The following is a 26,897-nucleotide window of genomic DNA, read 5'->3' as shown; positions in this document are numbered from 1 at the left end:
CTCTTCTGCCCCGTGGATACGATCCTAGGGACTAGCGAAGATCGCGGCGCATGACAAGCGCCGTCGATTTTGCGCCGGAGGCATCCGTGTAATAGGCCTTGCGCTCGCCGACCGTGTCGAAGCCCAGCTTTCGATACAGCCCGACCGCAGCCAGGTTGCCGGCGTCGACCTCGAGGAACATGCTTTCGCCGCCGCGCCGGTGGGCCTCGCGCATGGCCGCCTGCATCAGCCGCCAGCCGAGACCGGCGCGACCGAGCCTCGGCTGCACCGCTATCGTGAGGATTTCCGCCTCATCGGCAACATGGCGGGCAAGCACGAAGCCGCAAAGCGCCGGCTTGCCGTTGGTCTGGCGGGCAACGAAGCCGAAAACCGGATCCTGCGACAAAAGGCTGTGGAATTCGCCCGTGCCCCAGGCTTTCGGAAAACGGGCGCTGTGCAGCGCCGAAACGTCGGCGCAATCACGCGATACCATCGCGACCAATTCGTATTCCGGTTTTCGCGTCAGGAAGGATGGCAGCATGGCCTACTGCCTCGCGACCGCGAAGCCGAGCTGCGGCTTGGCATCTGGACCGCGCAGATAGAGCGGCTTCGGCTTGTCGCCGACCTCCATTGCAGCGCCAAGCCGGGCGACGTCGGCGATCGGGAAGACGTTGGCAACGGTATCAATCGGGGTGGTTCCCACCTCGGCGCGCAGCAGCGGCACGGCGGAGCCTGCCAGCAGGCCATCGAATTCAGCCACCAGCGCCTGCGCATCCTCGATCAGCATCGCCTGCGGCTCATTGACCGGCAACCCGTCGGCGCCGAAGGTCTGCAGGTAGACTTCTCCGCGCTTCGCATCCATCGCCACCAGGATCGGGCGACCCGCCGCCTGCGGTTGATGGGCAGCTGCGATGACGGCAAGCGTTGTGACACCGACCGCCGGGATGCCGAGGGCAAGGGCGAAACCACGGGCAGCCGCGACACCGACGCGGATGCCGGTGAAGGAGCCTGGTCCAACAGTGACAGCGATGCGCTCGATCTGATCGAGCGTCAGGCCGGCCTTTGCAAGCACGCGATCGATCAGCGCGATCAGGTGCTCGGCGTGACCCTTGCCGATAGTCTCGGTGATGTCTCCGAGCAGGCGATCACCGCCGCTGTCATAGACGGCGGCGGCGCAATCAACGCCTGCGGTATCAAGCGCCAGTACGATCATCTTCTGAAATTTCCGACAAGGCCTCGATCAGACGGCTTCGACTTCCAGCACTTCGGGGACGAAATGGCGAAGGAGGTTCTGCACGCCATGCTTCAGCGTCGCCGTCGAAGACGGGCAGCCGGCGCAGGAGCCCTTCATGTTGAGGAAGACCGTGCCATCCCGGAAGCCGCGGAAGGTGATGTCGCCACCATCCTGCGCCACGGCCGGGCGAACGCGGGTGTCCAGCAGCTCCTTGATCGTCAGGACGATCGATTCGTCACCTTCGGCAAAGAACTCGCCATCGGCATCCGTGGCTTCCGACAGCGCAGACGCAGTGCCCATGACCGGCTTGCCGGACATGAAATGCTCCATGATCGAGCCGAGGATCGCCGGCTTCAGGTGCTGCCATTCCTGCTCGTCCTTGGAGACGCTGATGAAATCATAGCCGAAATAAACGCCTGTGACGCCGGGCACCGTGAACAGGCGGGCGGCCAGCGGCGAGGCTTCGGCATCTGCGGCGCTGCGGAACTCGGCCGTGCCGTTCTCCATCACCACCTTGCCAGGCAGGAACTTCAGCGTCGCGGGGTTCGGCGTGGATTCGGTCTGAATGAACATCGTCATCTCCATGACGGTCGGAAGCAACCGGCCCGTCTTTTAGAACTCTTCAAAAGAAAATAGGCCTTTTCGACCTGCCAATCAAGAGCGCAACACTCAACAAATCGGCAACCTGATCGTCCAGACATAGCCGGCAGATTAACAGAGCGCGTCGATTTCCTCGTTGGTCAGCGAATCCGGCAGGACGGTGACCGGGATCGGGAAAGCGGCGGCCCTTCCGGCGACCGAGGACACCAGCGGACCCGGCCCTTCCTTGGCGGAGCCTGCGGCGAGCACCAGGATGGCGACGTCTCGGTCCTCGTCGATCAAGGCATTCAGCTGCTCGGCGACGTCGCCCTCGCGGATGACCGTTTCCGGCTCAATGCCGATCGTCTCGCGCACCAGCTGGGCAGCCTTGGCAACGACGGCCTCGGCCTCCTCGCGGGCTTCGGCGCGCATGATTTCCTCGACCCCCAGCCACTGCTGGAAATCACCATCGGGAATGACGTAAAGCAGCAAAAGGCCGCCATTGGTATTCTTCGCCCGCCGGCCGGCATAGTGCACGGCACGCTGGCATTCGGGAGTGCCGTCGATCACCGCCATGAACTTGCGGCGATGGCCTTCGAGCCGTGAAAGTCGCTGTGATACCATGCGCTATCCATGACATGTGGAACGGCAAATCGCAAGATGACGCGGCTCGATCTCCACCCTTGCGGGGGCGTATATCTCGAAGCTTGCAGAGGGATTATGCCGCATATTCCGAAGTCGCGGAGACCCCCTCTGGCGGCCGGGCCGACATCTCCCCCACGAGGGGGGAGATCACGTTGCGGCAGCTTTTAAGAGATGAAGCCGACGATGTCCTTGACCTGCTGCATCGTGACGTCGGCGCGGGCGCGGGCGCGGGCACCGCCATCGCGCAGAACGGCGTCGATATGGCCGGGATCGCCCATCAGCCGGCGCATCTCGCCGGTGATCGGCGCCAGCGTGGAGACGGCGACGTCGACCAGGGCCGGCTTGAACACCGAGAACTGCTGGCCGCCGAATTCGGCAAGCACCTCAGCCTTGGTCTTGTCGGCGAGCGCCGCATAGATGCCGACGAGATTGTCGGCTTCCGGGCGACCGGCAAGGCCGGCAATCTCGCTCGGCAGGCCGTCCGGATCGGTCTTCGCCTTGCGGATCTTCTTCGAGATCGTTTCCTCGTCGTCCATCAGGTTGATGCGCGACAGGTCAGACGGATCCGACTTCGACATCTTCTTGGTGCCGTCCTTCAGCGACATGACGCGCGGCGCAGGGCCGTCGATCAAGGGCTCGACCAGCGGGAAGAAGGCATGCACCGGCTGCTCGCCGACAACGATGTCCAGCCCCGTGCCGGCGCGGCGGATGTGCTCGGCATAGTCCATGTTGAACTTCATGGCGATGTCGCGGGCAAGCTCGAGGTGCTGCTTCTGGTCGTCGCCGACGGGCACGTGGGTGCCGCGGTAGACCAGAATGTCGGCAGCCATCAGGCTCGGATAGGCATAGAGCCCAAGCGAGGCGTTCTCGCGATCCTTGCCGGCCTTGTCCTTGAACTGCGTCATGCGGTTCATCCAGCCGATGCGGGCGACGCAATTGAAGATCCAGGCGAGTTCGGCGTGCTGCGGCACGGCCGACTGGTTGAAGACGATATGCTTGGCCGGGTCGATGCCGGAGGCGAGGAAGGCCGCGGTGATCGAGCGGATCTGGCTCGGCATGTCCTCGTGCACCAGCTGCGCCGTCAGCGCGTGCATGTCGACGACGCAATAGATGCAATCGTTGTTTTCCTGCAGCGCCACGAACTTCTTGATGGCGCCGAGATAGTTGCCGAGATGCAGGTTGCCGGTCGGCTGCACGCCGGAGAATACGAGTTTCTTGAATTCGGTCATATCGTCCTCAATAGGCTTGTGGAAGGCCCCAGGGCTTCTCGCCCATGTTGCTAACGCCGAGGCTTATGCACGGCGAAAAGACGCCGATCAAGCGGCATTTCAGAGGGAATGCTGGATCAGATCCCAGCGATTGCCGTAGGGGTCCGCGAAGACCGCGACTGTCCCGTAGACCTCGCGCCGCGGCGTCTCGAGAAAGGCCACACCCTTGGCGACCATGGCGGCGTGGTCGCGGTCGAAATCGTCGGTCTTGAGGAAGAACCCGACACGTCCGCCGGTCTGGTTGCCGACCGCCGCCTGCTGCACCTCGCTGTCGGCTCTCGCCAGCAGCAGGGACGCCCCCGCCTCGCCCACTGGGCGAACCACCAGCCAGCGCTTGCCATCCGGCTGGACTTCGTCCTGCAGGCAGTCGAAACCGAGAGCGCCGCAATAGAAGGCCTTGGCGGTATCGTAGTCATCGACGACGAGGGTGACGAGAAAGATGGACCGGTCGGACAACGGCTGCTCCTGTGAATGGCCGAAGATGTGGGTGCAGGCATAGGCCTTTGACGGTCGCTTGAACAGGGTCACGCCCTGTCGGTATGAGGGCGCGGATCGGCAACTCACCGGCCTCCGTAGCTTCCCTGCATGGTCTCCCGGACAAGAAGAAGAATATGACGAACATCCAAATCCAGCGCGTCCAGATCTCGGATGCCGAAGAGCTTATCGACGCGAACAGAAAGAGCCAGACGCTTCACGCGCCCTGGACTGCTCCATTCACGGATATGGATGGCTTTGACGCTTGGTACGCCAAGACGATCACGGGGCCGAACCTCGGTTTCGTCGGGCGCGAGCGAAACAGCGGCTCGGTTGTCGGCGTGGTGAATATCAGCGAAATTGTATGGGGCGCATTCCGAAGCGGGTATCTGAGCTATTACGGCGTTGCCGAATTTGCGCGGAAGGGTTTCATGACCGAGGCTGTAGACAGCGTCTGCAGGCATGCCTTCGAGGAAATCGGCTTGCACAGGCTGGAAGCCAACATCCAGCCTGACAATATCGCCTCATTGTCGCTGGTGCAGCGCGCCGGATTTCACCGCGAAGGCTCTTCCAGAGACTATCTCAAGATCGCCGGCGAATGGCGCGACCACGAGCGTTGGGCGCGGCTCGCCGGTTAGCATCTTCCCCAAACCGGTGCCCCGCGTCTGGCCGGATCACGCTTGCCTGCGGGGCGTTTGAGACCGGCTGATGCCGCGCCTTCTGGTGCAGAACAACCTGGGTTTGCAGGCGTCCAGGCATACATCTCACTGTGCTAATATTTTCACGCTGCTCGCGGAACTAAAATTCAGCAATTGCATTGAAGCGGTGCAAATCAACATCGCCAAATGAGGCATTTCATGAGCAGCACCACAGACAAGGCATCCGGTCTCGCAAACGAAGCGATCGGCAACATCAAGCAGGGCGTTGGCAAGTTGGTCGGCAGCGAGAAGCTGCAGGCCGAAGGCAAGCTGCAGGAACTCAAGGGCGAAGGCCAGCAGGCTGCCGGCGACGCAAAGGCCGCTGTCAAGGATGGTGCGCAGAACGCGTCGGACTATCTCAACAAGAAGCTCTGATTGCCGGCCCACGCGGGGCGATCGAGCTCCGCGTGATGCCTGATTTTCTATAGAGTGGCTTCCGCGCAGTGAGGGCCTCGCGTGTTCCAAATCTTCCCCCACTGGCAGCCGCCTTGCCGACCGATCGGCGACTTCTCCATCGCGTCAGCGGTGATGAGCGCCATCCGATCCGGGTGTCATTTCGATACCTCGAACCTGCTCGTATCGGCAGCCGGTCCCTTGATCTTGATCGAGGGTACGGCGGGCGACGACACGTGCATCTCCACCATCAAAAGAATTGCATCCGAAGTGATCGGCCATGACCGCCTTCAGATGCGGGTCTTCCTCGACTAACACTCCAACATCAGGATCTCACCTATGACCGAACCCGTTGGCCTCAACCGCCGCGCCGAACCCGCTTACGCAATCGACCCCAGCGACACGGCTTTCTTCAATAAAATTTCCTGGGGCGCGATCTTCGCCGGCGTGGCCGTTGCGCTTGCGGTTCAGTTCCTGCTCAACCTGCTCGGCGTTGGCGTCGGCGCCGCTGTCATCGACCCGGCCAAATACGACAATCCAACCGCAAGCTCCTTCTCGATCGGCGGCGGCATCTGGTTCGTAGTTGCCGGCCTGATCGCAGCGTTCATCGGCGCTTACGTCGCCGGTCGCCTGTCCGGTCGCCCGAGCAAGTCGACGGGTTCCTACCATGGCCTGACCACCTGGGCCGTCACCACGCTCGTCATCCTTTACCTGCTGACGACCTCGATCGGTGCTGTTGTCGGCGGCGCATTCAGCGGCCTCGGCAGCATGCTGGGCGGCATTGGCCAGACTGCCGGCACGGCGGTTACTGCTGCCGCTCCGGTGGCTGCCAATGCGAACAACCCGATGGCTGACATCGAGAAGCAGATCCGCAATGCCAGCGGTGGCAACGATCCCGAGGCGCTGCGTGCCGCTGCCGTCAGCGCCGTGCAGGCTGCCCTGACCGGCGACCAGGCAAAGGCTGAAGACGCCCGCAACCGCGCCGCCGATGCGATCGCCAAGGCGCAGAACATTCCGGTCGATCAGGCAAAGGCACAGGTCGCCCAGTACGAGGCAACCTATAAAGCGAACGTGGAAGCTGCCAAGCAGCGTGCCATCGATGCGGCCCAGACGGCCACCAAGGTTGTCTCCAGCGGCGCCATCCTCGCGTTTTTCGCCCTGCTGCTCGGTGCCATCGCATCGTGGTTCGGTGGTTCGGTCGGCACGCGCGCCATCCCGGCTTCCGTCAGAAGGGACATCTAACGCAACATCGAAGGCGCCGGAGATCCCGGCGCCTTCGAGCAGTTCTGCGCCAACGACATCCTCCCTTGCCCGCCGGCAAGGGAGGATGTCGTGTTTGTGGTACCTGAGGCTTACGCGGCGGAGACGCCGTCCAGCTTCGCCAGCACCTCGTCCGTGAGTACGATGTCCTTGGCCGCGAGGTTTTCCTGGAGATGGCCGACCGAGGAGGTGCCCGGGATCAGCAGGATGTTTGGCGAACGGTGCAGCAACCACGCCAGCGCGACCTGCATCGGCGTAGCACCGAGCCCGGCGGCGACTTCGTTGAGCGTCGAAGACTGCAGCGGGCTGAAACCGCCAAGCGGGAAGAACGGCACGTAGGCAATGCCGTCGCGGGCCAGATCGTCGATCAAGCCGTCGTCTTGCCGATGGGCCAGATTGTACATGTTCTGGACGCAGACGATCTCCGTGATCCTCCGCCCCTCGGCAATCTGCGTCGCCGTGACGTTGCTGAGACCGACGTGGCGCACCAGGCCCTGGCGCTGCAGTTCTGCCAGTGCCGTCAGCGGCGCCTCGATCGAGCCTTCGGCCGGACCGTGGACATCGAACATGATGCGCAGGTTGACCACCTCGAGCACGTCGAGACCGAGATTGCGCAGGTTGTCGTGGACGGCGGCGGTCAGTTCATCGGTGGAAAAGGCAGGATTCCAGGAGGCGTCCTCGCCGCGCTTCGCACCGATCTTCGTGACAATGACGAGATCGTCGCCATAGGGATGAAGTGCCTCGCGGATAAGCTGGTTGGTGACGTGCGGTCCGTAGAAGTCGCTGGTGTCAATGTGGTTGACGCCAGCAGCGACAGCCTCGCGCAGAACCGCAAGAGCCGCGTCATGATCCTTCGGCGGCCCAAACACTCCGGGGCCAGCAAGCTGCATGGCGCCATAGCCGAGACGCCGTACGCTGCGGCTACCAAGGGCGAAGGTGGACAATTGATCTAGGCTGGACATAGGCTCTCTCCTCGTTGTTGAGACTTGGAGATAGGCCAGTTCGGCATTTGCGAAAATGGGAGTAAACCGCACGGGCTGTGCGCCAAAGCGAACAGTGCCTGTTTCAGACGACGACGCGGCATTTCGCTTCGAGCGGGAGCCACTCCTTAACCCGAAGGCGGGAGGCAGTGGCTCAGTCGAGTTTCTCCCCGAAGCCAGACGGTCACCGAAGGTGGAGCTTTACCCAACAGAGCAACACCATGCTGACGAAGGTCAGCGATACCTGCTTCATTCGTCTGATCCGCTTCGTGCGGATTCCGGCCCAATCATACTGCATCGAACGCAGCCCCCATCGATCCCGCGTCGAGGCACTCATTGCCGCGCAAAACGAATATCGCGAGCCGCATTCCCGCCATTACGTCCTAAATTACGAACCTTGCGTATAGCCTGCGCTGCGCCGCAAGCGAAGGCAGCCCGTCGGATAATCTGCGCTTGCAAAGCTAGGCGCGCGCCTGAACGGTCATCAGCAAACGTTCCTTCGGGCGCAGCGTGACTTTCATAATGGCTTTCGGCCGCGCCGCGCTTGGATTGGCGAGCCGGATGGCGGGCAGAATGACCGCGAGGATGGCCACCGCCTCCATGATGGCAAAGGCATTGCCGATGCAGACCCGAGGTCCGGCGCCGAAGGGCATATAGGCGTATCGGTGGCGATCCTTTGCGGCATCAGGGGCAAAGCGATCGGGCTGGAAGGTCTCGGGATTTGGCCACAATGACACATGGTGGTGGACGGCATAGATCGGAACGTGAAGGTTCGTGCCGGCCGGGATTGTGAAGGCGCCCAGCCTGAAGTCCCGCAATGCGGTGCGGGTGATGATCGGCGCCGGCGGATAGAGGCGCATGGCTTCCGAAAAAACCTGCTTCGTGTAGTTCAGCCTTGCGACATGCTCGGCACGGAGCGGCTGGCCTTCCGTAACTGCAGCAATTTCTTCAAGAACCTTCGCTTCGTATTCCGGGTGCCGGGAAAGAAGATGGAGTGTCCAGGCCAGCCCCAACGCCGTCGTCTCATGCCCCGCCGTGATGAAGGTCATGAGGTTGTCGACGATCTCGTCGTCGCTCATGCTCCGGCCGGTTTCGGGATCGGACGCCGCGAGCAGCATCGATACAAGGTCGAAGCGCTCATCGGGCGTTTTACGGCGGGTGGCTATCACGCGAGCCAGGCTGGAGCGAAGAAAGGCAACAGCCTCGCGCGCCTTGCCGCGCCCTGGAAAAGGAACCCATTCGGGCAGGCCGAGCATCGCAAGCGCGAATGTCCAGCCGCTTGGTTTCAGATAATCGGTGATGCCCTGCTCGACCTTCCCGACATCGATGCCGTGGCCACCCGACATCATCGTCTCGACGATGATGTCGAAGGTCGTCCGCATCATCTCATGGCCGATATCGAGCGCCGTACCGTTGGCCGCCAAAAGCCGATCGCGGGTGACTTCGGCTGCCGCAATCATTGCCGGCTGCAATTCGATCAGCTTGTCATGGCGGAACGCGCCGGCGACCGCCTGTCGCTGCCATTTCCAATGGGCGCCATCGGCGGTCAGGAGGCCCTTGCCGAGGGCCGGGCCCAGGGCGCGCCTGACGTTTTCGCCCTTGCCCAGGGCATCCGCATTCTTGACCAGCGCTTCGTGAATGAGGGTCGGGTCGGACAGGAACACCTGCGTCCTGCCGGCGGTGCGCGTGAAGACCACCGGTTCGACGAAGACTTCCGGCGGCAAGGCCTCGAGCGGGTTCCTGATCATGGCAAGGACGGTAGCCGCCGTCGATCTTCCCCGCAGGAAAGGAAGGCGTTCGGAAGATGGGACGTCGATGGACGCGCTCATATCTGGCTCCTTGTTCCAACCGGAAATCTCCGGTACCTTTTCCTAAGGTATGCACCTTAAGTAAAATAAGGTGATTACCTTAATATTGCAAGAGGGCGGCATGAAAGACGAAACGAAGAAGAAGGCGCGCGCGCAAAACCGCCCCTCGACCCGCGACAGAATCCTCGACGCCACGCTCCTGCTCTTCAACGAAAAAGGTCCTAGCCGCGTCACGACATCGGAAATTTCCGGAACAGTCGAGATTAACGAAGGCAATCTTTATTATCACTTCCGCACCAAGGAAGCGTTGATATCCGGCCTCTTCTCGCGCTTCGAAGGAGCGGCTGCGGCCTTTGTCGCAGGGGCAAGTTCGGCCCCATCGGACGACCCCGCGCGCTATGCCGGATTTTTGCGCCAGTGGTTTTCGCTCGTCTGGGACTATCGCTTCCTGTTCCGCGATCTCATCGATCTCCTCGCCGTCGCCCCCTCGCTTGCCGATAAGATACAGACCGTGAGCCGATTGATGGGCCATGCGCTTGAGGAAATTCTCGGCCGCATGGAGAGCGAAGAACTGATCAGCGTGCCTTCCGAGGATCGCCAACCCCTGCTCGCCAATGTGTGGATTGTCGCCACCTACTGGGCAGTCTATTTGAACCTGCAGCAACGGGTGCCCGAGCTCAACGAGGACCATCTCGCCTGGGGCATCAACCAAGTTTCCGCCCTGTTTCGGCCCTATCTCAGCCCGCTGGCCCGGCAGGCCTTCGAGGAGACGCGGACGTCCTCCCAAACTTAGCTCCAGACAGGTTGAACCGGATCTGTTGCGGCCGCAGCCTGGCCGGCAATTGGATCTGGTGCGGCGATCGGCGCTTGCCACGAATCAACGGCCTGTCTAGCCTGCATCCAAGGCTCGACCCACGCCTCCCCCCTCCTTTCGGGGAAGTACCGCACGTGCAGGGTGACATCACCATCGTCGAACCATCCGTTCGGGCACCGCATGAGGAGGGGTTGCGTTTCAGCTCGCTATGGAGGCCTTCGATGAAACTTTCTGCGCCCATTTTCCAATTGAAACGCCGCGCCAAGCTGATGGCACGGGACACCAAGCTTCCGCTGCATGATGCACTGGATCAGATAGCCCGCGAAGAGGGGTTTGCTCGATGGAGCGCGCTGTCATCGCATATGGCGGCGGGATCGCTGTCGAGAACGATCCTGTCGCGGCTGGACGACGGCGATCTCCTTCTGCTTGCCAGCCGACGCGGACACGGCAAGACCACCCTTGGGATTCAGCTTTTGCTCGATGCCGTCAGGGCTGGGCGACAGGCGGTCTTTTTCACTCTGGAGCTGACCGAGGCCCAGGCCCGGAAGCAGATCCAATCCCTCGATGAAGGAACGCCTCGTGTCAGCGACACGATCGACGTCGTCACGTCCGACGGGATCTGCGCGGATTATGTTGTCCATCATCTTGCCGGGATGAAGCGCGGCACCCTCGCCGTGATCGACTATCTGCAACTGCTCGACCAGCAGAGAAGCAAGCCCGCCCTTGCCGAACAGCTCACAGTGCTCAAAGCCTTTGCCGACAGGACGGGTGTGGTGCTCGGCTTCATATCGCAGATCGATCGTGCGTTCGATCACGAGGACAGGCGTCTGCCCGACATAAGAGACATCCGGCTACCCAATCTGGTCGACCTCGGCATATTCAGCAAAGCCTGCTTCCTGCACGACGGCGAGGCGCAACTCCAGAACGTCGCCTAGCTCTAAGGCTGCCGATGGGCTAACGGAGGGCGTCTCGCCGCCCTCCGCACAGGTGTTGCTTCGCGATCGGTCACTCGGGCTTCGGCTGGTCCGGGCCAGGCGTCGTGGCCTTTGGCTTGCGGTTGAGATTGCGGCGGATCATGCCGAGGTTGGCGCCGCCGATCAGGAAGGCGGTGGCGAAGTAGACGAGCATCGAGATGGCGATGAGCAGGCCGAGCGTGCCGAGTTTCGTGGTCAGCGCTGCACCCGAGGCGAGTTCGGGCGCCCAGCGCTGCTTGAGATAATAGATCACGCCGCCCATCACCGCGGCGGAGACGATCAGCAGCGCGGCACGGCGGGCAAGCGCCCATTCCCAGACCAGATGGCCGCGATAGAGCAGCGTGCCGAACAACAGGACCGTGCTGATCCAGCCGGCCGTTGCCTCCGCCACCGCAATGCCGGGCGCGCCCATGTAGGGAAACAGCGTCAGGGCCGTGGCGCAATTGACGGCAACCGCGACCGCCGAAAAGCGCATCGGCGTCCTGGTATCCTCGCGCGCGTAAAAGCCCGGCTGCAGCGCCTTGATCATCACGAAAGCCGGCAGGCCAATGCCGTAGATCGCCAGGATGGCGCCGACGACGGCGGTGTTCTGTGCGTGGAAGGCACCGCGCTCGTAGAGCAGGCGGATGATTTCGTCAGACAGGATCCACAGCGCGAAGGCAGCCGGGATGGTCATGAACAGCACGAATTCGATCGAGCGATTCTGCAGATTGCCGGCCTCGCGCAGATTGCCGCTCTTCAGCGAGCGGGCGAGTTCCGGCAGTAGCACCACACCGACGGCAACGCCGACGACGCCGAGCGGCAACTGGTAGATACGGTCGGCATATTGCAGGGCGGCAATGGCGCCTTCGCGCGACGAGGCGATGGCCTGGCCGATCATCTGGTTGATCTGGGTGATGCCGCCGGTGATGGCGGCCGGAACGGCGAGAATCAGCAGGCGCTTGACGTTCGGCGTGATGCGCGGAAAGCGGATGCCGATCGAGATGCCGGCATGCAGCACGCCGAAGTAGACCACGGCCAACTGCAAGATGCCGGCCACCAGCACGCCCCAGGACATGTACCAGGCGGTGTCGAGCGGCGGCGAGCCGACGTATAGCGCGTAAAGCAGCGCGCTGATCATCACCACGTTGAGGAAGACGGGCGCGATGGCGGCGGCGAAGAAATGATGCAGCGAATTGAGCATGCCGCTCATCATCGCCGTCAGCGACATGCACATCAGATAGGGAAACATCACCGCCGCCATGCGGATGGTGATCGACATCTTGTCCGGATCGTCGGCGAAGCCCGGCGCAATGATGAAGCGCACCAGGAGCGGCATGGAAAGTTCCATCACGACAGTGATGAGGAACAGCACGGAGAACAGGACGCCGAAGACCTCCTCGGAAAAGCGCTTGGCGCCGTCTATGCCGTTCGCCTCGATCTCCTTGGCAAACAACGGCACGAAGGCGGCGTTGAAGGCGCCTTCGGCAAACAGCCGGCGAAACAGGTTTGGGAAACGAAACGCCGCGTAGAACACGTCCGCCATCGGTCCTGTTCCAAGCGCTGCTGCCATCAGGGTCTCACGGGCAAAGCCGAAGATGCGGCTGCCCAGCGTTGCGCCGCCGACGGTGGCGAATTTGCGAACGAGGCTCATGCGTTTACGTTTCCATCGTGTCAGTGGGCGTCAATGGTTTGCGGGGCACTGTCTCGTTGCCGCGCTCTCGTTCCCAAGCCTTAGACAGGAATAAGAGGAAGCACGCGAGAGGCGTGAGCCGGCTGTTGCCGGCCTGGCGGGCTTCATACGTGCATTCGACAGCATCGGCTACCGCGCCTTTTCGATTGTCTCCGAGGGAGCGATGATGCCCGAAGGCATGCGCTGGCGCAGTTCGTCCTCCTCGCCGGCCATGACAGCCCGCAAGCGTGCGATGATATTGCCGCGCTTGTTCTCGTTGGAAATCTTCTGGCCGACCAGATCGGTGACATAGAAGGTATCTATGACCTTCTCGCCGAAGGTGGTGATGCGGGCCGAGTGAATATCGAGCGACAGGTCGGACAGTACAGCGGTGACCTCGGACAAGAGGCCGGTGCGATCGAGGCCCTCGACTTCGACAACGGTGAACTTGTTGGACAATGAGTTGGAGATCGTCGCCGACGGCACCACGACGAAGGCCTTGCTCTTGCGCTTGAGCTTGGTGCGGTTGGCGATCACCTCCGGCAGCAGCTTGCGGCCGGAGAGGACGTCCTCGATCATCTTCCCGATGGTTGCGGCGCGGCGCAATTCGTCGGCGTCATCGGCAAACTCGCGGCTGACATGGATGGTGTCCAGCGCCCGGCCGTCGGCGGTGGTGAATATCTGCGCGTTGACGATGTTGGCGCCTGACGCAGCGCAGGCGCCGGCAATGACCGCCAGAAGGCGCGGATGGTCCGGCGACAGCACGGTGATTTCGGTGATGGCGTGAAAGCTGTCGGTCCGAACCATGGTTGCCAACACCTGGCCCGCCTCGTCGGTCTGGCGGATGAAGCGGGTGTGGCGGATCTGATCCTCCAGCGATACCGACAACAGGTAGGGCTGGTAATGCAGCTTTACGTAGGTCTCGCGCTCGCTTTCGCTCCAGTCGGACAGGGCCGCAAACAGGGCTTCGGCGGCGTATTTGGCACGCTCGTTGCGCGACACTTCGGAAAAGCCGCCGGCCAGCAGCAGCTCCGTCTCGTAATAGAGCGTGCGCAGCAGCTGGCCCTTCCAGCCGTTCCAGACGCCGGGACCGACGGCGCGGATATCGCAGACGGTGAGGATGACCAGCATCTTCAGCCGTTCGAGCGACTGCACCCGGTCGGCAAAATCGATGATCGTCTTGCGGTCGTTGAGATCGCGCGTCTGGGCGACCATCGACATCGTCAGGTGCTCCTCGATCAGCCAGACGACCAACTCGGTCTGCTTCGGCGACAGGCCAAACCGGGGTGCCAGCTTGCGCGCCACCTTGGCGCCGGCAATCGAGTGGTCTTCAAGCCGACCCTTGGCGACGTCGTGGAGAAGCACGGCGACGTAAAGCGCCTCGCGGTCTTCGACATGCGGCATCAGCTTGTTGACCAGAGGATGGATTTCCTCGGCCTTGCCCTTGTCGATCTCCGACAGGATGGCAACGGCGCGGATCAAGTGTTCGTCGACCGTATAGTGATGATACATGCTGAACTGCATCATCGCGACGATCTTGCCGAACTCCGGGATGAAGCGGCCGAGCACGCCGGCCTCGTTCATGCGGCGCAGGATCAGCGCCGGATCGCGGCGCGACGTCAGGATCGACAGGAACAGCCGATTGGCCTCCTCGTCCTCACGCAAGCGATTGTCGATCAACGACAGCGAACGGGTCACCCGCTTCAGTGCGTCGGGGTGGAATTCGAGATTGTTGATGTCGGCGACATGGAAGAGGCGGATCAGGCTGACCGGATCGCGCTTGAAGACATCCGGGTTGGCGAGCGCAATCCGGCCGCGATCCTCGACGAATTCAAGCGAGCCGGCAATCTTGCGCGTCCGGTGCGTAAAGCGGCTAAGCACGCCCGACAGCCCCGGCGTCGCCTTGGCCTGCTCATCCTCGAGCGCGGCGCAAAGAATCCGCGTGAGGTCGCCAACATCCTTGGTCACCAGGAAGTAATGCTTCATGAACCGTTCGACCGCGGAGAGACCCGGGCGCGCGTGGTAACCGAGCGCCTCGGCGATGTCGCGCTGGATGTCGAAGGACAACCGTTCCTCGGCCTTGTTGGTCAGGAAGTGCATGTGGCAGCGGACCGCCCAGAGAAAATCGTCGGCCTTCTCAAACAGCCGGTACTCGCTCTTCGACAGGACGCCGAGCTTGACCAGCTCGATGGTGTCGCGGACGTGGTAGTAGTATTTGGAAATCCAGAACAGCGTGTGCAGGTCGCGCAGGCCACCCTTGCCTTCCTTGACATTCGGCTCGACAAGGTAACGGGTATCGCCGGCCTTGCGATGGCGCTCGTCACGCTCGGCCAATTTGGCGGCCACGAACTCAGGGCCCGTACCAACCACGATTTCCCTGTCAAAACGGTTTTCAAGCTCGATCGCCAGCTGCGGGCTACCACAAATGAAGCGCATCTCGAGGATGGCGGTGCGGATCGTCATGTCGGATTTGGAAAGCCGAATGCACTCTTCGATGGTGCGGGTGGCATGGCCGACCTTGAACCCCATGTCCCAGAGGACATAGAGCATGAACTCGACGGCCTTGTGGGTATCGTCCTCCGGCTTGGGCGCGAAGAGGAAGAGCAGATCGATATCCGAGCCCGGCGCCAGCGTATCGCGGCCATAGCCGCCGACGGCAGTCACGGCGAACCTGTTCTCCTGGCCGGGATAGACCTGGGTTACGGCGACGTCATAGAGGACATTGATGAGCTGGTCCTGCAGCCAGGAAATCCGATGGGCGCAATCAAGCCCGCTGCCACGGGCGAAAAGCCGCAGCCTGCAGCGCTCGCGCGCCTCCTGGCTTGCCTTTTTCAACGGTGGCAGGAGGGCATTGCGCAGTTCGCTGCGGGTCCCGGTGTGTTTGGAAATGACCGCCTCGCATTCGGCGCGCAGGGCCGCCACATCCAGGATGTCGGGATAATCGATGCTCACCATGCCGCGCCGCGTGATGTCCTGTCCGCTGTCGGCCACTCGCTGCTCGAGGGCCTCACTTTTCATCGCCATGCGCTATAGCCCTTTTGCCCCGCAATTGACAGGCATCATAAAAACCAGAGTCTTTATATTTGGCGAAGGTTCAGACAGCCGCCACGTATTGGTGCCCGGGCAGCTGAGATCCGCTCAGGGCTCGCAACGGCCCTCGGTGATATTCTTGGCCTCGATCGCCTTCATGTCATTGATATGATAAAGGATCTGGCGAGACTGGGCGCCGATCTTGGCCAACAGGTCGCGATCGCACTCCCAATAGCCAGCCGTCGCGATGCGGGTCGAGATATCCGAGATGCGGCCGCAGGCGAGCACGATGTCAAGCAGGCCGCGCGCGGAATGCCACTCGACCGGGGCCTCCGGCTTCGGCCGGGCTTCCGGTATGGCGAAGCGATCAGAGAGTTTCCGCACTTCGGTCAGCAAGTTTTCGATATGCATGGCACGATCCTGTTTCCGACGTCAGCCGGCCTCACTGAGCTTCTTCTTCAAATCGTAGAGCGCGTCAAGGGCGGCGCGTGGCGTCAAGTCATCAAGGTCGATGGCCTTCAACGCCTCTTCCACCTTGGACGTTCCACGCGCGCGCGCTGCCTCGTCGCGGCGGACCGCTACCTGGAACAGCGGCAGGTCGTCGATCAAGGAGCTTGCGGGGTTTTTCCGATCGGCATCCTCCAGCCGGGTCAGCACATCGCGGGCGCGGGCAACGACGGATGCCGGAAGCCCGGCCAGGCGCGCCACCTGGATTCCATAGGACCGATCGGCCGCACCGGGTCCGACCTCGTGCAGGAAAATGACCTCTCCGTCCCACTCCCTCACTCGCATCGTGGCATTGCCGAGCCGCGCGAGCTTTTCGGATAGTGCGGTGAGTTCATGGAAGTGGGTCGCGAACAGGCCACGGCAACGGTTGACCTCATGCAGGTGCTCGACCGCCGCCCAAGCGATCGACAGACCATCAAAGGTGGCGGTGCCGCGGCCGATCTCGTCGAGGATGACCAGCGAGCGGTCGCTTGCCTGGTTGAGGATGGCCGCCGTCTCGACCATCTCTACCATGAAGGTCGAGCGGCCGCGGGCAAGATCGTCGGAAGCCCCGACGCGGGAAAACAGCCGGTCGACGATGCCGATATGCGCCGAGGTCGCCGGTACGAAAGATCCCATCTGCGCGAGGATGGCGATCAGCGCGTTCTGGCGCAGAAAGGTCGATTTACCGCCCATGTTCGGACCCGTCAGCAGCCAGATGGCGCCGTCGCGACCGCCTTCGCCAGGCGACAGATCGCAGTTGTTGGCAACGAACGGGCCGGCCGACTGGCGGCGCAGAGCCTGCTCGACCACGGGATGACGGCCGCCACCGATCGCAAACATTTTCGAATCGTCGACTGCAGGTCGGCAATAGGCCTGCTCCTCTGCCAGGAGCGCCAGACCAGCTGCGACGTCGATGACGGAAAGCGCCCGGGCGCCGGCCTTGATTGCCTCCGCCCTGCGGACCACCGCCGTCACCATGTCCTCGAAGGCCTTGAGCTCGATCGCCAGCGCCTGGCCGCCGGCATTGGCAATACGGCTCTCGAGATCGGCGAGCTCCGATGTGGTGAAGCGCATGGCATTGGCCATCGACTGGCGATGGATGAAGCGCCCCTTGGCTTCAGGCGTGTCCGTCATCGGGCCTGCGCTACCGGCCGTGACCTCGATGAAATAGCCAAGCACGTTGTTATGCTTGATCTTTAGCGACTTGATGCCAGTTTCCTCGGCATATTGCAGCTGCAACCCGGCGATGACGCGCCGCGACTGATCGCGCAGGGCCCGCACCGCATCGAGTTCGGCATCGGCGCCGGGCCGAAGGAAACCGCCGTCTCGCTTCAACAGCGGCAATTCGTCGGCGAGCATGGCGGTCAGCTGCCCTTCCAGCTCGGCCGGCAATGTCTTCAATCCGGCCAGCGCGTCGTCGAGCTCGCTCGGAAGCATGGCGCCACCCAGCATCCCAGCGATATCAAGGGCGGCCCGCAGCCCTTGAGCGATGGCAAAGAGATCACGCGGCCCGCCGCGATCGAGCGCCAGTCGCGACAGGGCGCGCGGCATGTCCGGGACGTGCTTCAGGGCTGCCCGGAGATCGGCGCACAGCGATGGCTCTTCAAGCAAGAAGCCGATGGAATCGAGCCGGGCATTGATCCTTATGGGGTCGGTCAACGGTGACATCAGCCGTTCGGCGAGGAGCCGTGCGCCACCGCCGGTCACTGTACGATCGACGGCCTTCAGCAGCGTGCCGTTACGATCGCCGGACTGCGTGCGCACCAGCTCCAGATTGGCGCGGGTGGCGGGGTCGATGAACAGCGTCGAGGCGCCGCTCTCGCGCTCTGGCCGACCGAGCGGCGGGCGCTCGGCAAGCTGGGTCTTTTCGACATAGGCGACGGCGGCAGCAGCGGCGGCAAGTTCGGCGCGGGTGAAGCTGCCGAAGCCATCGAGCGTGGCGACGCCGAAATAGCGGGTAATGCGCCCTTCGGCGCTGGCGCTGTCGAACAGCACGGCCGGCTGCGGCACGGCGACGCGTCCGAGAACGTCGAACACCGGCTTCAGCTCCGGATCGTGGAACATGGTATCGGGCAGGATCAGTTCGCGCGGCTCGATACGGATGATGTCGGAGAGCAGGCGCGATTGGTCGGTCTCGGCCAGCCGGAAGATGCCGGTGGAAATATCGATCCAGGCGAGCGCCAGCTGCGGCTCACTGCCCCCGCGGATGCGGGTGAGCGCCATCAGGTAGTTGGATTCCGAGGGCGAGAGCAGCTTTTCCTCGGTTATCGTGCCGGGTGTCACCAGTCGGACCACGTCCCGCTTGACGACAGACTTGCCGCCGCGCTTTTTCGCCTCCGCCGGATCCTCGATCTGCTCGCAGACGGCCACGCGGAAGCCAAGCGAAATCAGCTTCTGCAGGTAATCGTCGGAAGCATGCACCGGCACGCCGCACATCGGGATGTCCTGGCCCATGTGCTGGCCGCGCCTGGTCAGCGTGATGCCGAGTGCCCGCGACGCCTCGACGGCATCCTCGAAGAACAGCTCGTAGAAATCACCCATCCGGTAGAAAAGCAGCGAATCCGGATTGTTCGCCTTGATCTCGATGAATTGCTCCATCATCGGCGTTGCCGAGGCCCGGCTTTCCTCGGTGGCAAGCTCGATGGCCGAGAAAGGCTCGATCCTTGTGGCGATGCGTTCGTTCACGGTTTTATCTGTCCCAAAACAAGCCGCCACCCTATCCGCCGGGGCGCCGTCAAGACAACCGCAATCGGGCGGGCGACGCCTATCGCCCACAGGAGGTTTGTGTTCAGGCGGCGCCTCGTCCGCGCCGTCGGACTACCGGCTGCCCCCCTCACCGGCGGGACGGCAGCGCGACTAGCTCACAGCAAGCACGGCATCCGCGAATTCGTCCGGCATCTCCTGCGGCAGGTTGTGACCGGCGCCGGGAGGATACGGCGCTCATAGGGGCCGCTGAAGTGCGACGCCGCGGTATCGGTATCACCGGGCGGGTCGACGCCGTCGTCGGCGCCCTGCAGAACGATGGTCGGCGCCGCGATATCGGGCTGGAGGGCAAGCCGGCGCTCGATCTCGGCATAGGCCGGATCGCCTGGGGCGAGGCCGAAGCGGTGGCGGTATGAGTGGACGACGGTGGCGACGAAATCCGGGTTGTCGAAGGCAGCGGCGCTGCGCTCGAAGGTCTCCGCGTCAAAGGACCAGCTCGGCGACCACAGGCGCCAGAGCAGTTGGCAGAAGGCGCGGCGGTCAGTCGCAAGGCCAGCTGCGCCGCGCGCGCCATGAAGGTAATACTGGTACCAGAACCGGTGCTCGGTCTCCGGATCGGCCGGCTGACCGGCCTGCGCGATATGCTGGATGTTGTAGCCCGCGCCGCCGCTGACCAGCCCGCGCACCCTTTCCGGCCACAGGGCTGCGACGACGCAGGCGGCCCGGCCGCCCCAGTCGTAGCCGGCGAGAACGGCTGACGGGATCGACAGCGCATCCAACATCGCCAGGAGGTCGGCGCCGAGGGCAGCCTGCTCGCCGGAGCGCGGCGTGTCGGGATCGAGGAAGCGGGTCGGGCCATAGCCTCGCAGGAAGGGAACAATGCAGCGCTTGCCGGCCGCCGCCAGCCGCTCGGCGACGCCGTCATAGGCATGGGCATCATAGGGAAATCCGTGCAGCAGGATGACCGGCGTACCGTCCACCCGACCGCTTTCATGATAGCCAATATCCAGAACGCCGGCGACGATGGTTTTCATGATGCTTGCCCCCATTTCAGCCGGATAAGAGTGCCGACACTGGAGAGATTAGCGTTCGTCCGCACGAGGACAAGATGCCGGTGCCGGCACCGGCACCGGTCGCCCTTAGCAACCGCCGGCTTCGCGGCTTGCGTTGGGCACAGGTGCGTGACACGCTCAGCCTGAGGCCTGTCTAGGAATTTGCGCATGAAACTGTTTTGGCTAGTCGCGGCGATATCCATAAGCTTGTTCGGTGCAGCCGGTGCGCAGGCTGCCAGCTTCGATTGCGCTAGGGCTGTGACGGCGGACGAGCATGCTGTCTGCCGCGATCCGCAACTGTCCCGCCTCGACGACCTGCTGCCCAAGGCCTATGCCCAAGCGAAGCAGGCGACGCCGGATGAAGACATGACCCAATATGCCCGCGACTTTATTGCCAACCGCCACGCCTGCGGCGCCAAACGCGGCTGCATCCTTGGGAATTACGTCGGCATTCTTTCGGACTACCGCAATCACGGGGCAGCCGACATGCCGCTCGGCCGGATCACCGCCCCAATTGTCGCCGAAGGAGAAGCGCCGGACAGTGGTGCGCTGCCGCAGACGATCGGCCATTGCGTGACGACGACCGTGACGGATATTTCGCCGCGCGTCGACACTTTCGACAGCGGCACGGAGATCGCCTTTGCCAACGGCGGGCTGTCGGTCTCCTACGAGCGCGAGGAGGCCCTGATCCACTCGCGGCTGAAAGACAAGGTCGTGATGTGCCTGATCTCCATCCCGCACAATTGTCCGGCCGGAGACGACCGCGGCAAATCCTACCTGATCACCAATCTAAGAACGAAGGCCAGCTGGAATTTGGGCGATTCGCAGCATATGTGCGGCGGGCCATAGGCCCGTGGTGGCGTTCACGCCATAGCTGGTCGCGGAACGGGACCGTCTGCTTGCCCCGCTGCCGATCAGCTCAGGAAGCGGTCGGCCTGGGCGCCGTAGTGGTTCACGTAGCGGTCGGAGATGCTGGCGATGGGCAGAACGATCAACACGTCCGTGGTGTTGAAAGCATGGTCGACCACCGCCTGTGCGCCCACCATGGCGCCGAGGCGCAGGTATCCTTTGATCAGCGGCGGCATCGCCATCAGTGCCTTGCGCGAATTGATCGCTTCGGCGGGCATCAAATCCATGGTGCGGGCGAGCGAAGGCAAGGCTTCAGCCGCCCATTCGCCCTGCGCACGGACGTTGTGATACAGAAACGACAAAGCGAGCGCATGCTCTTCCGGCCGCGTGCCCGGGAAGGACGCACATCCGAACATCGCGCCCATGCCATGCTTGAGGGCATAGGCCCAGTTGCCCTGCCACAGCAGTTCGACGATGCGCTTGGTGCGATAGGCGGGAAGCACGCAGGAGCGGCCGAGCTCCATGAACTGCTTGTCGGGGTGCCGGGCGATCAGGGCGTCGGTCGCAAATTCCGAAGCCGAGTAAAAACTGCCATGGGCCATTGCCACTTCCTGGCGCAGCAGGCGGTATGTTCCGACGATCTGGTCTTCGGTGTCGCCCTCGATCGAATTGTCGAGCACCAGGAGGTGATCGCAGATGGCGTCCCAGCTGTCGACATCGCGCTTCATGCGCATTGCCTCAGCCGGCAGTTGCGCATGCATCTCCTCGACAAATACGCGATAGCGCACTGCCTGGGCAGCATCAATTTCGCGCTCGTTCCGGGCAAGGCGCGTTTCCAGGTTACCGATTCGGCCGAACACGTCTCCGTTCAAAGGAGTGCTCGTTTTTTTGATATTTTGTACAGTGTCGCCCTGAACTTCGCGATTTAACATTTCGATGGACATGGCGCGTTCCCGACCGTGGGTGATTTCATCGCCATAAAGCAAATTCTTGCGACAAGAAAGTGACATGCTGCGACGCCAAAAGCAAGGTGACGTCGCAGTCGGAGACGCGCTAATCGCAGGCTTTAGGATTGTCGGGCAAAGTCGACCGTCATCGCCGCCAGCGTCTCGACCTCGCGAATCAGGCGCCGGGGGTCTGCGGGCTTGGCAAGGACGATGCTCGCACCGTTCAGCAGGGCGCTTCGACGGGTGTCATCGCGACTATCCGCGGTCAGCACGATGACGGGGACCGGTGGCAGTCCCTGTCGGCGCTCATGGGCCCTCAGCCTGCCGAGCATCTCGATGCCATCCCCTCCCGGCATCGAGAGATCGGTGACGATGATGTCCGGACGGGTGCCGCCCGCATGCCAGGCACGATCAAGCAGGCTTTCCACATCCTCGACGAGATCCACGGCATGACCCGCCTTGGTCAGCACGGCCCGTACGAGCATGGCATTGACAGGATCATCCTCGGCCAAGAGCACGCTGAGGCCGGTTCCCTGTGGCAGCTCCGGCAAGGCCATGAAGCCCGGCTGGTTGTCGTTGATCGCATCGCGTCGCTCCATCCCGCGCATGCGGCCGCGCAGCACGTCGATCAGCGACTGCTCGCGCAGCGGCCGAATCAGCCAGGCGTCGAACATGTCGAACTCAGGGACATTGCGCTGTTCGGGCGTGACCAGGAAGATACGGCGCACCCCAGGCGCAAGAGCGCCAAGCAGGGCGTCGAATTGGGCGAGAAACTGCGGCGCCATGCGGTTGTCGACGATCACGTCGGTTGGGACGCCTTCCGCTTCCATCAGCGAATCGATGGTGAAGCTGCCAACATCGCCTGCCTCGATCCGTCGGCAGCTGCCGCCGAGCATGCGGATGGTTTCCGCCGTGGCCGTCGCCACCGGGCCGTCAGGCGCAAGCAGCAGCACGCGAGAGGATTTGAGCATGGTGGCGCGGTGGTTCCTGTTGCGCAGTTCCGGCGTCAGTTCGACAGGGAAGCGAACGATGAACTGGCTGCCGATGCCCTTCTCGCTGACGACCGTCATCGTTCCGCCGAAGCCTTCGACGATGCGGGCGGAGATGGTCAGTCCCAGGCCGGTGCCTCCGCTCTTTTCAAGATCGCCGCCGGCCTGCTCGAAAGCACCGAAAACGCGGGATTGCTCTTCGGGCGTCATGCCCGGGCCACTGTCATGCACTGTAATGATAAGGTCTCCACCATCATGGACAGCGCGCACCAGCACACCGCCCGACTGGGTAAATTTGACGGCATTGCCGATGACGTTGAACAGCACCTGGCGCAGCCGTGCCGGGTCGAAGCTCATCAGCTCGGGAATGTCGCAATGAACGGTGGCGCCGATTTCGATGCCCTTTTCATGAGCCCGATGGGCGAGCATCTCGACCACACTCTCGATCAGATGGCGCAGTGATTCGGCGCGGGGATGGATCTGGAAGCGGCCGCTTTCCAGTGTCGAGAAGTCGAGAAGGTCCTCGACCAGCTGAACCAGCGCCTGGCCGGACTGGCGAATGCCATCCAGATAGCTCGTCTGCTCCCAGGTCAGCGCCGTCTGGCCGATCAGTTGGCTCATGCCCATGATGCCGGATAGCGGCGTACGGATTTCATGGCTGACGGTAGCGAGCAATTGTGACTTGGCGGCGCTTTCGTGCTCCGCCTTGAGGCGGGCTTCCTCGCGATTCCGGGTGGCGAGACGCTGATCGGTAATGTCGCGCGCGATGCTCTCCATGCGCAGCCGTCCAGAGATCGGATCCCGGATGACGACGTCGCGCCAGGAAAAGATGCGCTGGCCAAGGGGCGTGGCGATTTCGACATCGTAATGATGCGGGCGCTCGGCCGGGCGAAAGGCCAAGCCGATTTCCTCACAGGTCATGCCCTCGGGACGAGCCTTGCCGGTCAGGGCCCGAAAGGTGGCATTGGCGCGCAGGATGCGTCGATCGAGACTACGGGTGACGGCGATATCACCCAGCGCGTCGTGAACGAGGGGCAGGAGCGTATAATGACTATTCGAAAGATCGGGCAGATCCGCCGCGCCTGCGTCCGGCAGGCTCGATACGTCCGCCAACGCCGAAGAGCCCCTCGTCCGCCAGCGGCCGATGGCAACAGCAGTGGCGGTTGCCGTCGCAACGATGCCGAAGACAGATACGAGGGCCCACGGACCGGCCACGTAGCCGGCTGCGAGCAGCAGTCCGCAGGCGACAACGCCCCCGCCGCCAAGCCAGACCTGGCCGGGTGAGATGGAGAGACTGGAGGCAGGCGGCCGCGCAACAGCAAGCGGATCGGCAGACTTATCCGTCTGCCCGTTCGGGGTTTGCCCGAAGGCCGAAGCTAGCCGTTCCTGCAGATTTGCCGGTGTGTCCATGATGTCGGGATAACATGGGCGCTGTTCCGAATGCCTTCCCGAAACACTTCAAATTTTAAGCTTTCGGCTTTTTCGGCAGCAGGAGCTCGTCCAGGATGACCGCACCGGCGCCCACCGTGATGAAGCTGTCGGCGAGATTGAAGACGGCGAAGGACCAGGTTTCCGTATAGAACAGGACGTAATCGATGACGTGTCCGTAGAGAAAGCGATCGACGAGATTGCCGAGCGCGCCGGAGATGATCAGCGCAAAGCCCAGATGGGCGAGCCAGCGATCCTTTGCGGCGTGCCGCCAGAGATACAGCACGAATACGACGATGATCAGCCGCATCCCGACGATCAGCCAGCCATCCAGGCCCGACAGCATGGAGAAGGCTACGCCGAGATTGTAGGTCCGATACAGGGCGAGCATCGGCACGACATGAACCGCCTGCTGCAGCGGCAGATAGTGATCGACGGCTATCTTGATCGCCTGGTCGAGAATGACGGCGATGACGATGAAAATCAGGATCGGCAGCGGCCGGGAGAACAAGGCGGCTTTGGCCGGCACGATGGGGGTCACTTCGGTCATCGCGCCTCGCTGAGCGTCAGGAGATGGCGTCGGGCTTCGAACAGCATTACGGCTGTCGCCACCGCAAGGTTGAGAGAATCGGCACGCCCTTGTTGCGGGATCCGGGCAAGCGCATCCGCCTGGCTGGCGAGCGCTTCCGGCAGGCCGGATTGCTCGTTGCCCATCAGCAGCACGACCGGCTTTTTCTTGTAGTCGATGGTGCGGTAGTCGACGGCACCAGCGAGATGAGTGGCAACGACAGACACGCCGGCATTCTTCTTCCAGGCCAGGAATTCATCGACCGATGCGTGGGTGACCGGCACGGCGAACACCGAGCCCATGGTTGCGCGGACGGTTTCCAGCGAGAACGGATCGGTGGTCTCGCCGACCATGATGACGCCTGAGGCGCCGGCTGCATCGGCGGTGCGGATGATGGTGCCGAGATTGCCTGGGTCGCGGACGCGGTCGAGCGCAACATAAGTCTCGCCCGGCTTCGGCCGGATGTCCTTCAGCGCCTTCCAGCGCTGGTCGAAGATGCCGACGACCATTTGCGGATTATCGCGCCGGGTGATGCTGGAGAGCACCTTTTCGTTGACCTCAAGCACCAGGCCGCCGGCAGCGACCGTGCGCGCCGCCATCTGTTCGACCAGCGGCTTGCCCTTGGCGGCCTTGGCGTAAACGAGGGTGCGGATAGTCCAGCCAAGCTCGATCGCGTCGATCACCAGCTTCAGGCCTTCGGCCATGAAGGTGCCGGTTTCCTGGCGCGCCTTCTTGTCGGAGAGAGCCTTGATGTCCTTGATGATGGGATTGGCCAGCGAGGTGACTTCCTTCACCTGCCCGACCCGGCGCGGACCGTTGTCGCGAAAATCGTCGTTCATTGCGGCACCCAGCGGGAAAAGAGAGAGGTGGAGAGCGCCCTGCCCGGCTGCTTGCCGTCGAGGCCCGTCTCGCGGATGACCAATTCGCCGGATTCCACGACACCGGGCGCGCCGCGCATGGTTTCGCGCATCAGCTCATGGATCGAATAGAAGCTGGCGCGGATCGAATAGGCTGTCAGCACCAGGCCGAGCGCCTGGGGCGACAGGATCTGGCGGCAGATATCGAGCATCAGCGGCAGGTGCTCGAACAGGTGCCAGACTTCGCCGTTCGGACCACGACCGAATTTCGGCGGGTCGGTCAGGATGATGTCGTAGGTGTTGCCGCGCCGTTCCTCGCGCAGGATGAACTTCATCGCATCCTCGCAGATCCAGCGGATCGGCAGCTTTTCCATATGCCCGAGCGCCTGGTTCTCGCGGCCCCAGCCGATCGCCTTCTTCGAGGCGTCGACATGGGTGACTTCGGCGCCGGCGCGGGCGGCGACCAGCGAGGCAACGCCGGTGTAGCCGAACAGGTTCAGCACTTTCAGCGGCCGCTTCGAGGCCTCGATTTGCTGCTTCATCCACTCCCAGTGAACGATCTGCTCCGGGAAGACGCCGACATGGCGGAACGATGTGAAGCGGCCGTGGAAATCGATATCCAGCAGCTGCAGCGGCCAGGTTTCGCCAAGTGCTGCGCGCGGAAAGCGCCAGCGTCCCATGCCGTCCTCTTCCGTATCACCGGTAAAGATGGCGTCGGCGTTGTCCCAGACGGAGGCCGGAAGCGTCGGCGGCCAGAGCGCCTGGGCCTCGGGGCGGACGATCCGGTAAGGACCGTATTGCTCGAGCTTGAGGCCATTGCCCATGTCGATGAGATGGAAATCGCCGGCGCCGGGCGATTCCAGGATGACCGGCACGCGCTCGGGGGGACGCTCGCCGGTGCGCGCGATCAGCGGCCGTTCGGCAGCGGCGATCCCGGCCTGTGCGTCGGCAACGCGTTCGCTGCGCAAGGGCTCCCGAGGCGCCGCTTCCGCACGGGGCGGCCTTGCCTCCCGTTTCCCCTCGTCGCGCGCCGGCTTCGCCTCGCGGTTGGGCTTGGCGTAGGGCTTGCCACGACCGCTCGGAGCATCCGTGCGCGGGGCTTTGCCGCCAGGGCCAGCGCTTGCCCTTTGTCCGGGCCGGCGTTCCTTCTGTTTCACCATGATTGTCTCGATATTGACGTCGGCGTGCAAATAGCACCTGGGCGGCTCTTGGCAAAGCGCTTTCCGAT

The 26,897-nt window shown here is 63.0% G+C and carries 24 protein-coding genes and 1 pseudogene; 7 read left to right on the top strand and 18 right to left on the bottom strand.

The annotated features are described in order from the left end of the window. Positions 1 to 31: 31 nt before the first annotated feature. The 6 genes from VH564_RS13905 to VH564_RS13880 all read right to left on the bottom strand — a co-directional run bounded on the left by VH564_RS13905 (position 32) and on the right by VH564_RS13880 (position 4,161). The gene (locus tag VH564_RS13905) at positions 32 to 520 is read right to left on the bottom strand and encodes a GNAT family N-acetyltransferase (protein ID WP_423340424.1); all 489 of its coding nucleotides are present in this window, start codon (positions 518 to 520) and stop codon (positions 32 to 34) included. Between the two features lie 3 nt (positions 521 to 523). Continuing rightward, positions 524 to 1,192 carry a tRNA (adenosine(37)-N6)-threonylcarbamoyltransferase complex dimerization subunit type 1 TsaB gene (gene tsaB / locus VH564_RS13900; protein WP_423340423.1) on the bottom strand — a complete coding sequence of 223 codons (669 nt, stop codon included), beginning with the start codon at positions 1,190 to 1,192 and terminating at the stop codon, positions 524 to 526. A 27-nt stretch (positions 1,193 to 1,219) separates the two neighbouring features. Further along, positions 1,220 to 1,786: a NifU family protein gene (locus tag VH564_RS13895; RefSeq protein WP_423340422.1), complete on the bottom strand. Its 567-nt coding sequence runs from the start codon at positions 1,784 to 1,786 to the stop codon at positions 1,220 to 1,222. A gap of 138 nt (positions 1,787 to 1,924) precedes the next feature. Then, positions 1,925 to 2,416, bottom strand: a complete 492-nt coding sequence (locus VH564_RS13890) for a universal stress protein (protein ID WP_423340421.1) — start codon at positions 2,414 to 2,416, stop codon at positions 1,925 to 1,927. Positions 2,417 to 2,601: 185 nt separating this feature from the next. Further along, complete coding sequence (trpS, locus tag VH564_RS13885) at positions 2,602 to 3,666, bottom strand: tryptophan--tRNA ligase (protein WP_423340420.1); 1,065 nt, start codon at positions 3,664 to 3,666, stop codon at positions 2,602 to 2,604. A 99-nt stretch (positions 3,667 to 3,765) separates the two neighbouring features. Next, a complete protein-coding gene (locus VH564_RS13880) occupies positions 3,766 to 4,161 on the bottom strand; it encodes a VOC family protein (protein WP_423340539.1) in 396 nt (131 codons plus the stop codon). Positions 4,162 to 4,316: 155 nt separating this feature from the next. Here VH564_RS13880 and VH564_RS13875 point away from each other — a divergent pair, with 155 nt between their 5' ends. The 4 genes from VH564_RS13875 to VH564_RS13860 all read left to right on the top strand — a co-directional run bounded on the left by VH564_RS13875 (position 4,317) and on the right by VH564_RS13860 (position 6,512). Beyond that, complete coding sequence (locus VH564_RS13875) at positions 4,317 to 4,817, top strand: GNAT family N-acetyltransferase (protein WP_423340419.1); 501 nt, start codon at positions 4,317 to 4,319, stop codon at positions 4,815 to 4,817. Between the two features lie 219 nt (positions 4,818 to 5,036). Continuing rightward, positions 5,037 to 5,252, top strand: coding sequence for a CsbD family protein (locus VH564_RS13870; protein ID WP_423340418.1), 216 nt, complete (start codon positions 5,037 to 5,039; stop codon positions 5,250 to 5,252). 81 nt (positions 5,253 to 5,333) lie between these two features. Next, the gene (locus VH564_RS13865) at positions 5,334 to 5,585 is read left to right on the top strand and encodes a hypothetical protein (protein ID WP_423340417.1); all 252 of its coding nucleotides are present in this window, start codon (positions 5,334 to 5,336) and stop codon (positions 5,583 to 5,585) included. A gap of 24 nt (positions 5,586 to 5,609) precedes the next feature. Further along, entirely contained in the window at positions 5,610 to 6,512 is a 903-nt protein-coding gene (locus VH564_RS13860) for a PhnA-like protein (protein ID WP_423340416.1), read from the top strand. Positions 6,513 to 6,622: 110 nt separating this feature from the next. Here the strand turns inward: VH564_RS13860 and VH564_RS13855 are convergent, their stop codons facing one another. Together VH564_RS13855 and VH564_RS13850 are read right to left on the bottom strand one after the other, a co-directional pair. Continuing rightward, positions 6,623 to 7,492, bottom strand: coding sequence for an aldo/keto reductase family oxidoreductase (locus tag VH564_RS13855; protein WP_423340415.1), 870 nt, complete (start codon positions 7,490 to 7,492; stop codon positions 6,623 to 6,625). Positions 7,493 to 7,971: 479 nt separating this feature from the next. After that, positions 7,972 to 9,339: a cytochrome P450 gene (locus VH564_RS13850; protein WP_423340414.1), complete on the bottom strand. Its 1,368-nt coding sequence runs from the start codon at positions 9,337 to 9,339 to the stop codon at positions 7,972 to 7,974. Positions 9,340 to 9,439: 100 nt separating this feature from the next. Between VH564_RS13850 and VH564_RS13845 the strand changes: the two genes are divergently transcribed. Beyond that, positions 9,440 to 10,111: a TetR/AcrR family transcriptional regulator gene (locus VH564_RS13845; RefSeq protein WP_423340413.1), complete on the top strand. Its 672-nt coding sequence runs from the start codon at positions 9,440 to 9,442 to the stop codon at positions 10,109 to 10,111. Between the two features lie 242 nt (positions 10,112 to 10,353). After that, positions 10,354 to 11,067: a DNA helicase gene (locus VH564_RS13840; protein WP_423340538.1), complete on the top strand. Its 714-nt coding sequence runs from the start codon at positions 10,354 to 10,356 to the stop codon at positions 11,065 to 11,067. 70 nt (positions 11,068 to 11,137) lie between these two features. Here the strand turns inward: VH564_RS13840 and murJ are convergent, their stop codons facing one another. The 5 genes and pseudogenes from murJ to VH564_RS13815 form a co-directional block, all read right to left on the bottom strand. Then, the gene (gene murJ / locus VH564_RS13835) at positions 11,138 to 12,739 is read right to left on the bottom strand and encodes a murein biosynthesis integral membrane protein MurJ (RefSeq protein ID WP_423340412.1); all 1,602 of its coding nucleotides are present in this window, start codon (positions 12,737 to 12,739) and stop codon (positions 11,138 to 11,140) included. Between the two features lie 168 nt (positions 12,740 to 12,907). Then, positions 12,908 to 15,781, bottom strand: coding sequence for a [protein-PII] uridylyltransferase (locus VH564_RS13830; protein WP_423340411.1), 2,874 nt, complete (start codon positions 15,779 to 15,781; stop codon positions 12,908 to 12,910). A 114-nt stretch (positions 15,782 to 15,895) separates the two neighbouring features. Beyond that, positions 15,896 to 16,198, bottom strand: a complete 303-nt coding sequence (locus VH564_RS13825; protein WP_423340410.1) for a hypothetical protein — start codon at positions 16,196 to 16,198, stop codon at positions 15,896 to 15,898. A gap of 21 nt (positions 16,199 to 16,219) precedes the next feature. After that, a complete protein-coding gene (gene mutS / locus VH564_RS13820; protein WP_423340409.1) occupies positions 16,220 to 18,961 on the bottom strand; it encodes a DNA mismatch repair protein MutS in 2,742 nt (913 codons plus the stop codon). Positions 18,962 to 19,132: 171 nt separating this feature from the next. Further along, positions 19,133 to 20,013: pseudogene (locus VH564_RS13815) on the bottom strand (alpha/beta fold hydrolase). Between the two features lie 186 nt (positions 20,014 to 20,199). Here VH564_RS13815 and VH564_RS13810 point away from each other — a divergent pair. Continuing rightward, positions 20,200 to 20,880: a lysozyme inhibitor LprI family protein gene (locus VH564_RS13810; protein WP_423340408.1), complete on the top strand. Its 681-nt coding sequence runs from the start codon at positions 20,200 to 20,202 to the stop codon at positions 20,878 to 20,880. Positions 20,881 to 20,945: 65 nt separating this feature from the next. Here VH564_RS13810 and VH564_RS13805 read toward each other — a convergent pair whose 3' ends face one another. From VH564_RS13805 to VH564_RS13785, 5 genes are all read right to left on the bottom strand, one after another. Beyond that, a complete protein-coding gene (locus VH564_RS13805) occupies positions 20,946 to 21,824 on the bottom strand; it encodes a GNAT family N-acetyltransferase (RefSeq protein WP_423340407.1) in 879 nt (292 codons plus the stop codon). A gap of 122 nt (positions 21,825 to 21,946) precedes the next feature. After that, complete coding sequence (locus tag VH564_RS13800) at positions 21,947 to 24,226, bottom strand: hybrid sensor histidine kinase/response regulator (protein WP_423340406.1); 2,280 nt, start codon at positions 24,224 to 24,226, stop codon at positions 21,947 to 21,949. A 55-nt stretch (positions 24,227 to 24,281) separates the two neighbouring features. Continuing rightward, a complete protein-coding gene (gene lspA, locus VH564_RS13795; RefSeq protein WP_423340405.1) occupies positions 24,282 to 24,794 on the bottom strand; it encodes a signal peptidase II in 513 nt (170 codons plus the stop codon). Next, on the bottom strand, positions 24,791 to 25,651 hold the full coding sequence (locus tag VH564_RS13790) for a TrmH family RNA methyltransferase (protein WP_423340404.1): 861 nt from the start codon (positions 25,649 to 25,651) through the stop codon (positions 24,791 to 24,793). The genes lspA and VH564_RS13790 overlap by 4 nt, the downstream gene beginning before the upstream one ends. Next, positions 25,648 to 26,829, bottom strand: coding sequence for a class I SAM-dependent methyltransferase (locus VH564_RS13785; protein WP_423340403.1), 1,182 nt, complete (start codon positions 26,827 to 26,829; stop codon positions 25,648 to 25,650). The genes VH564_RS13790 and VH564_RS13785 overlap by 4 nt, the downstream gene beginning before the upstream one ends. Positions 26,830 to 26,897: the final 68 nt, after the last annotated feature.

This window comes from Rhizobium sp. HT1-10 (genome assembly GCF_049472505.1).
In the GTDB taxonomy this organism is placed as follows: Bacteria; Pseudomonadota; Alphaproteobacteria; order Rhizobiales; family Rhizobiaceae; genus Rhizobium.
Note: the sequence above shows the minus strand (reverse complement) of the source record. Positions and strands in the feature narration are given on the sequence as shown.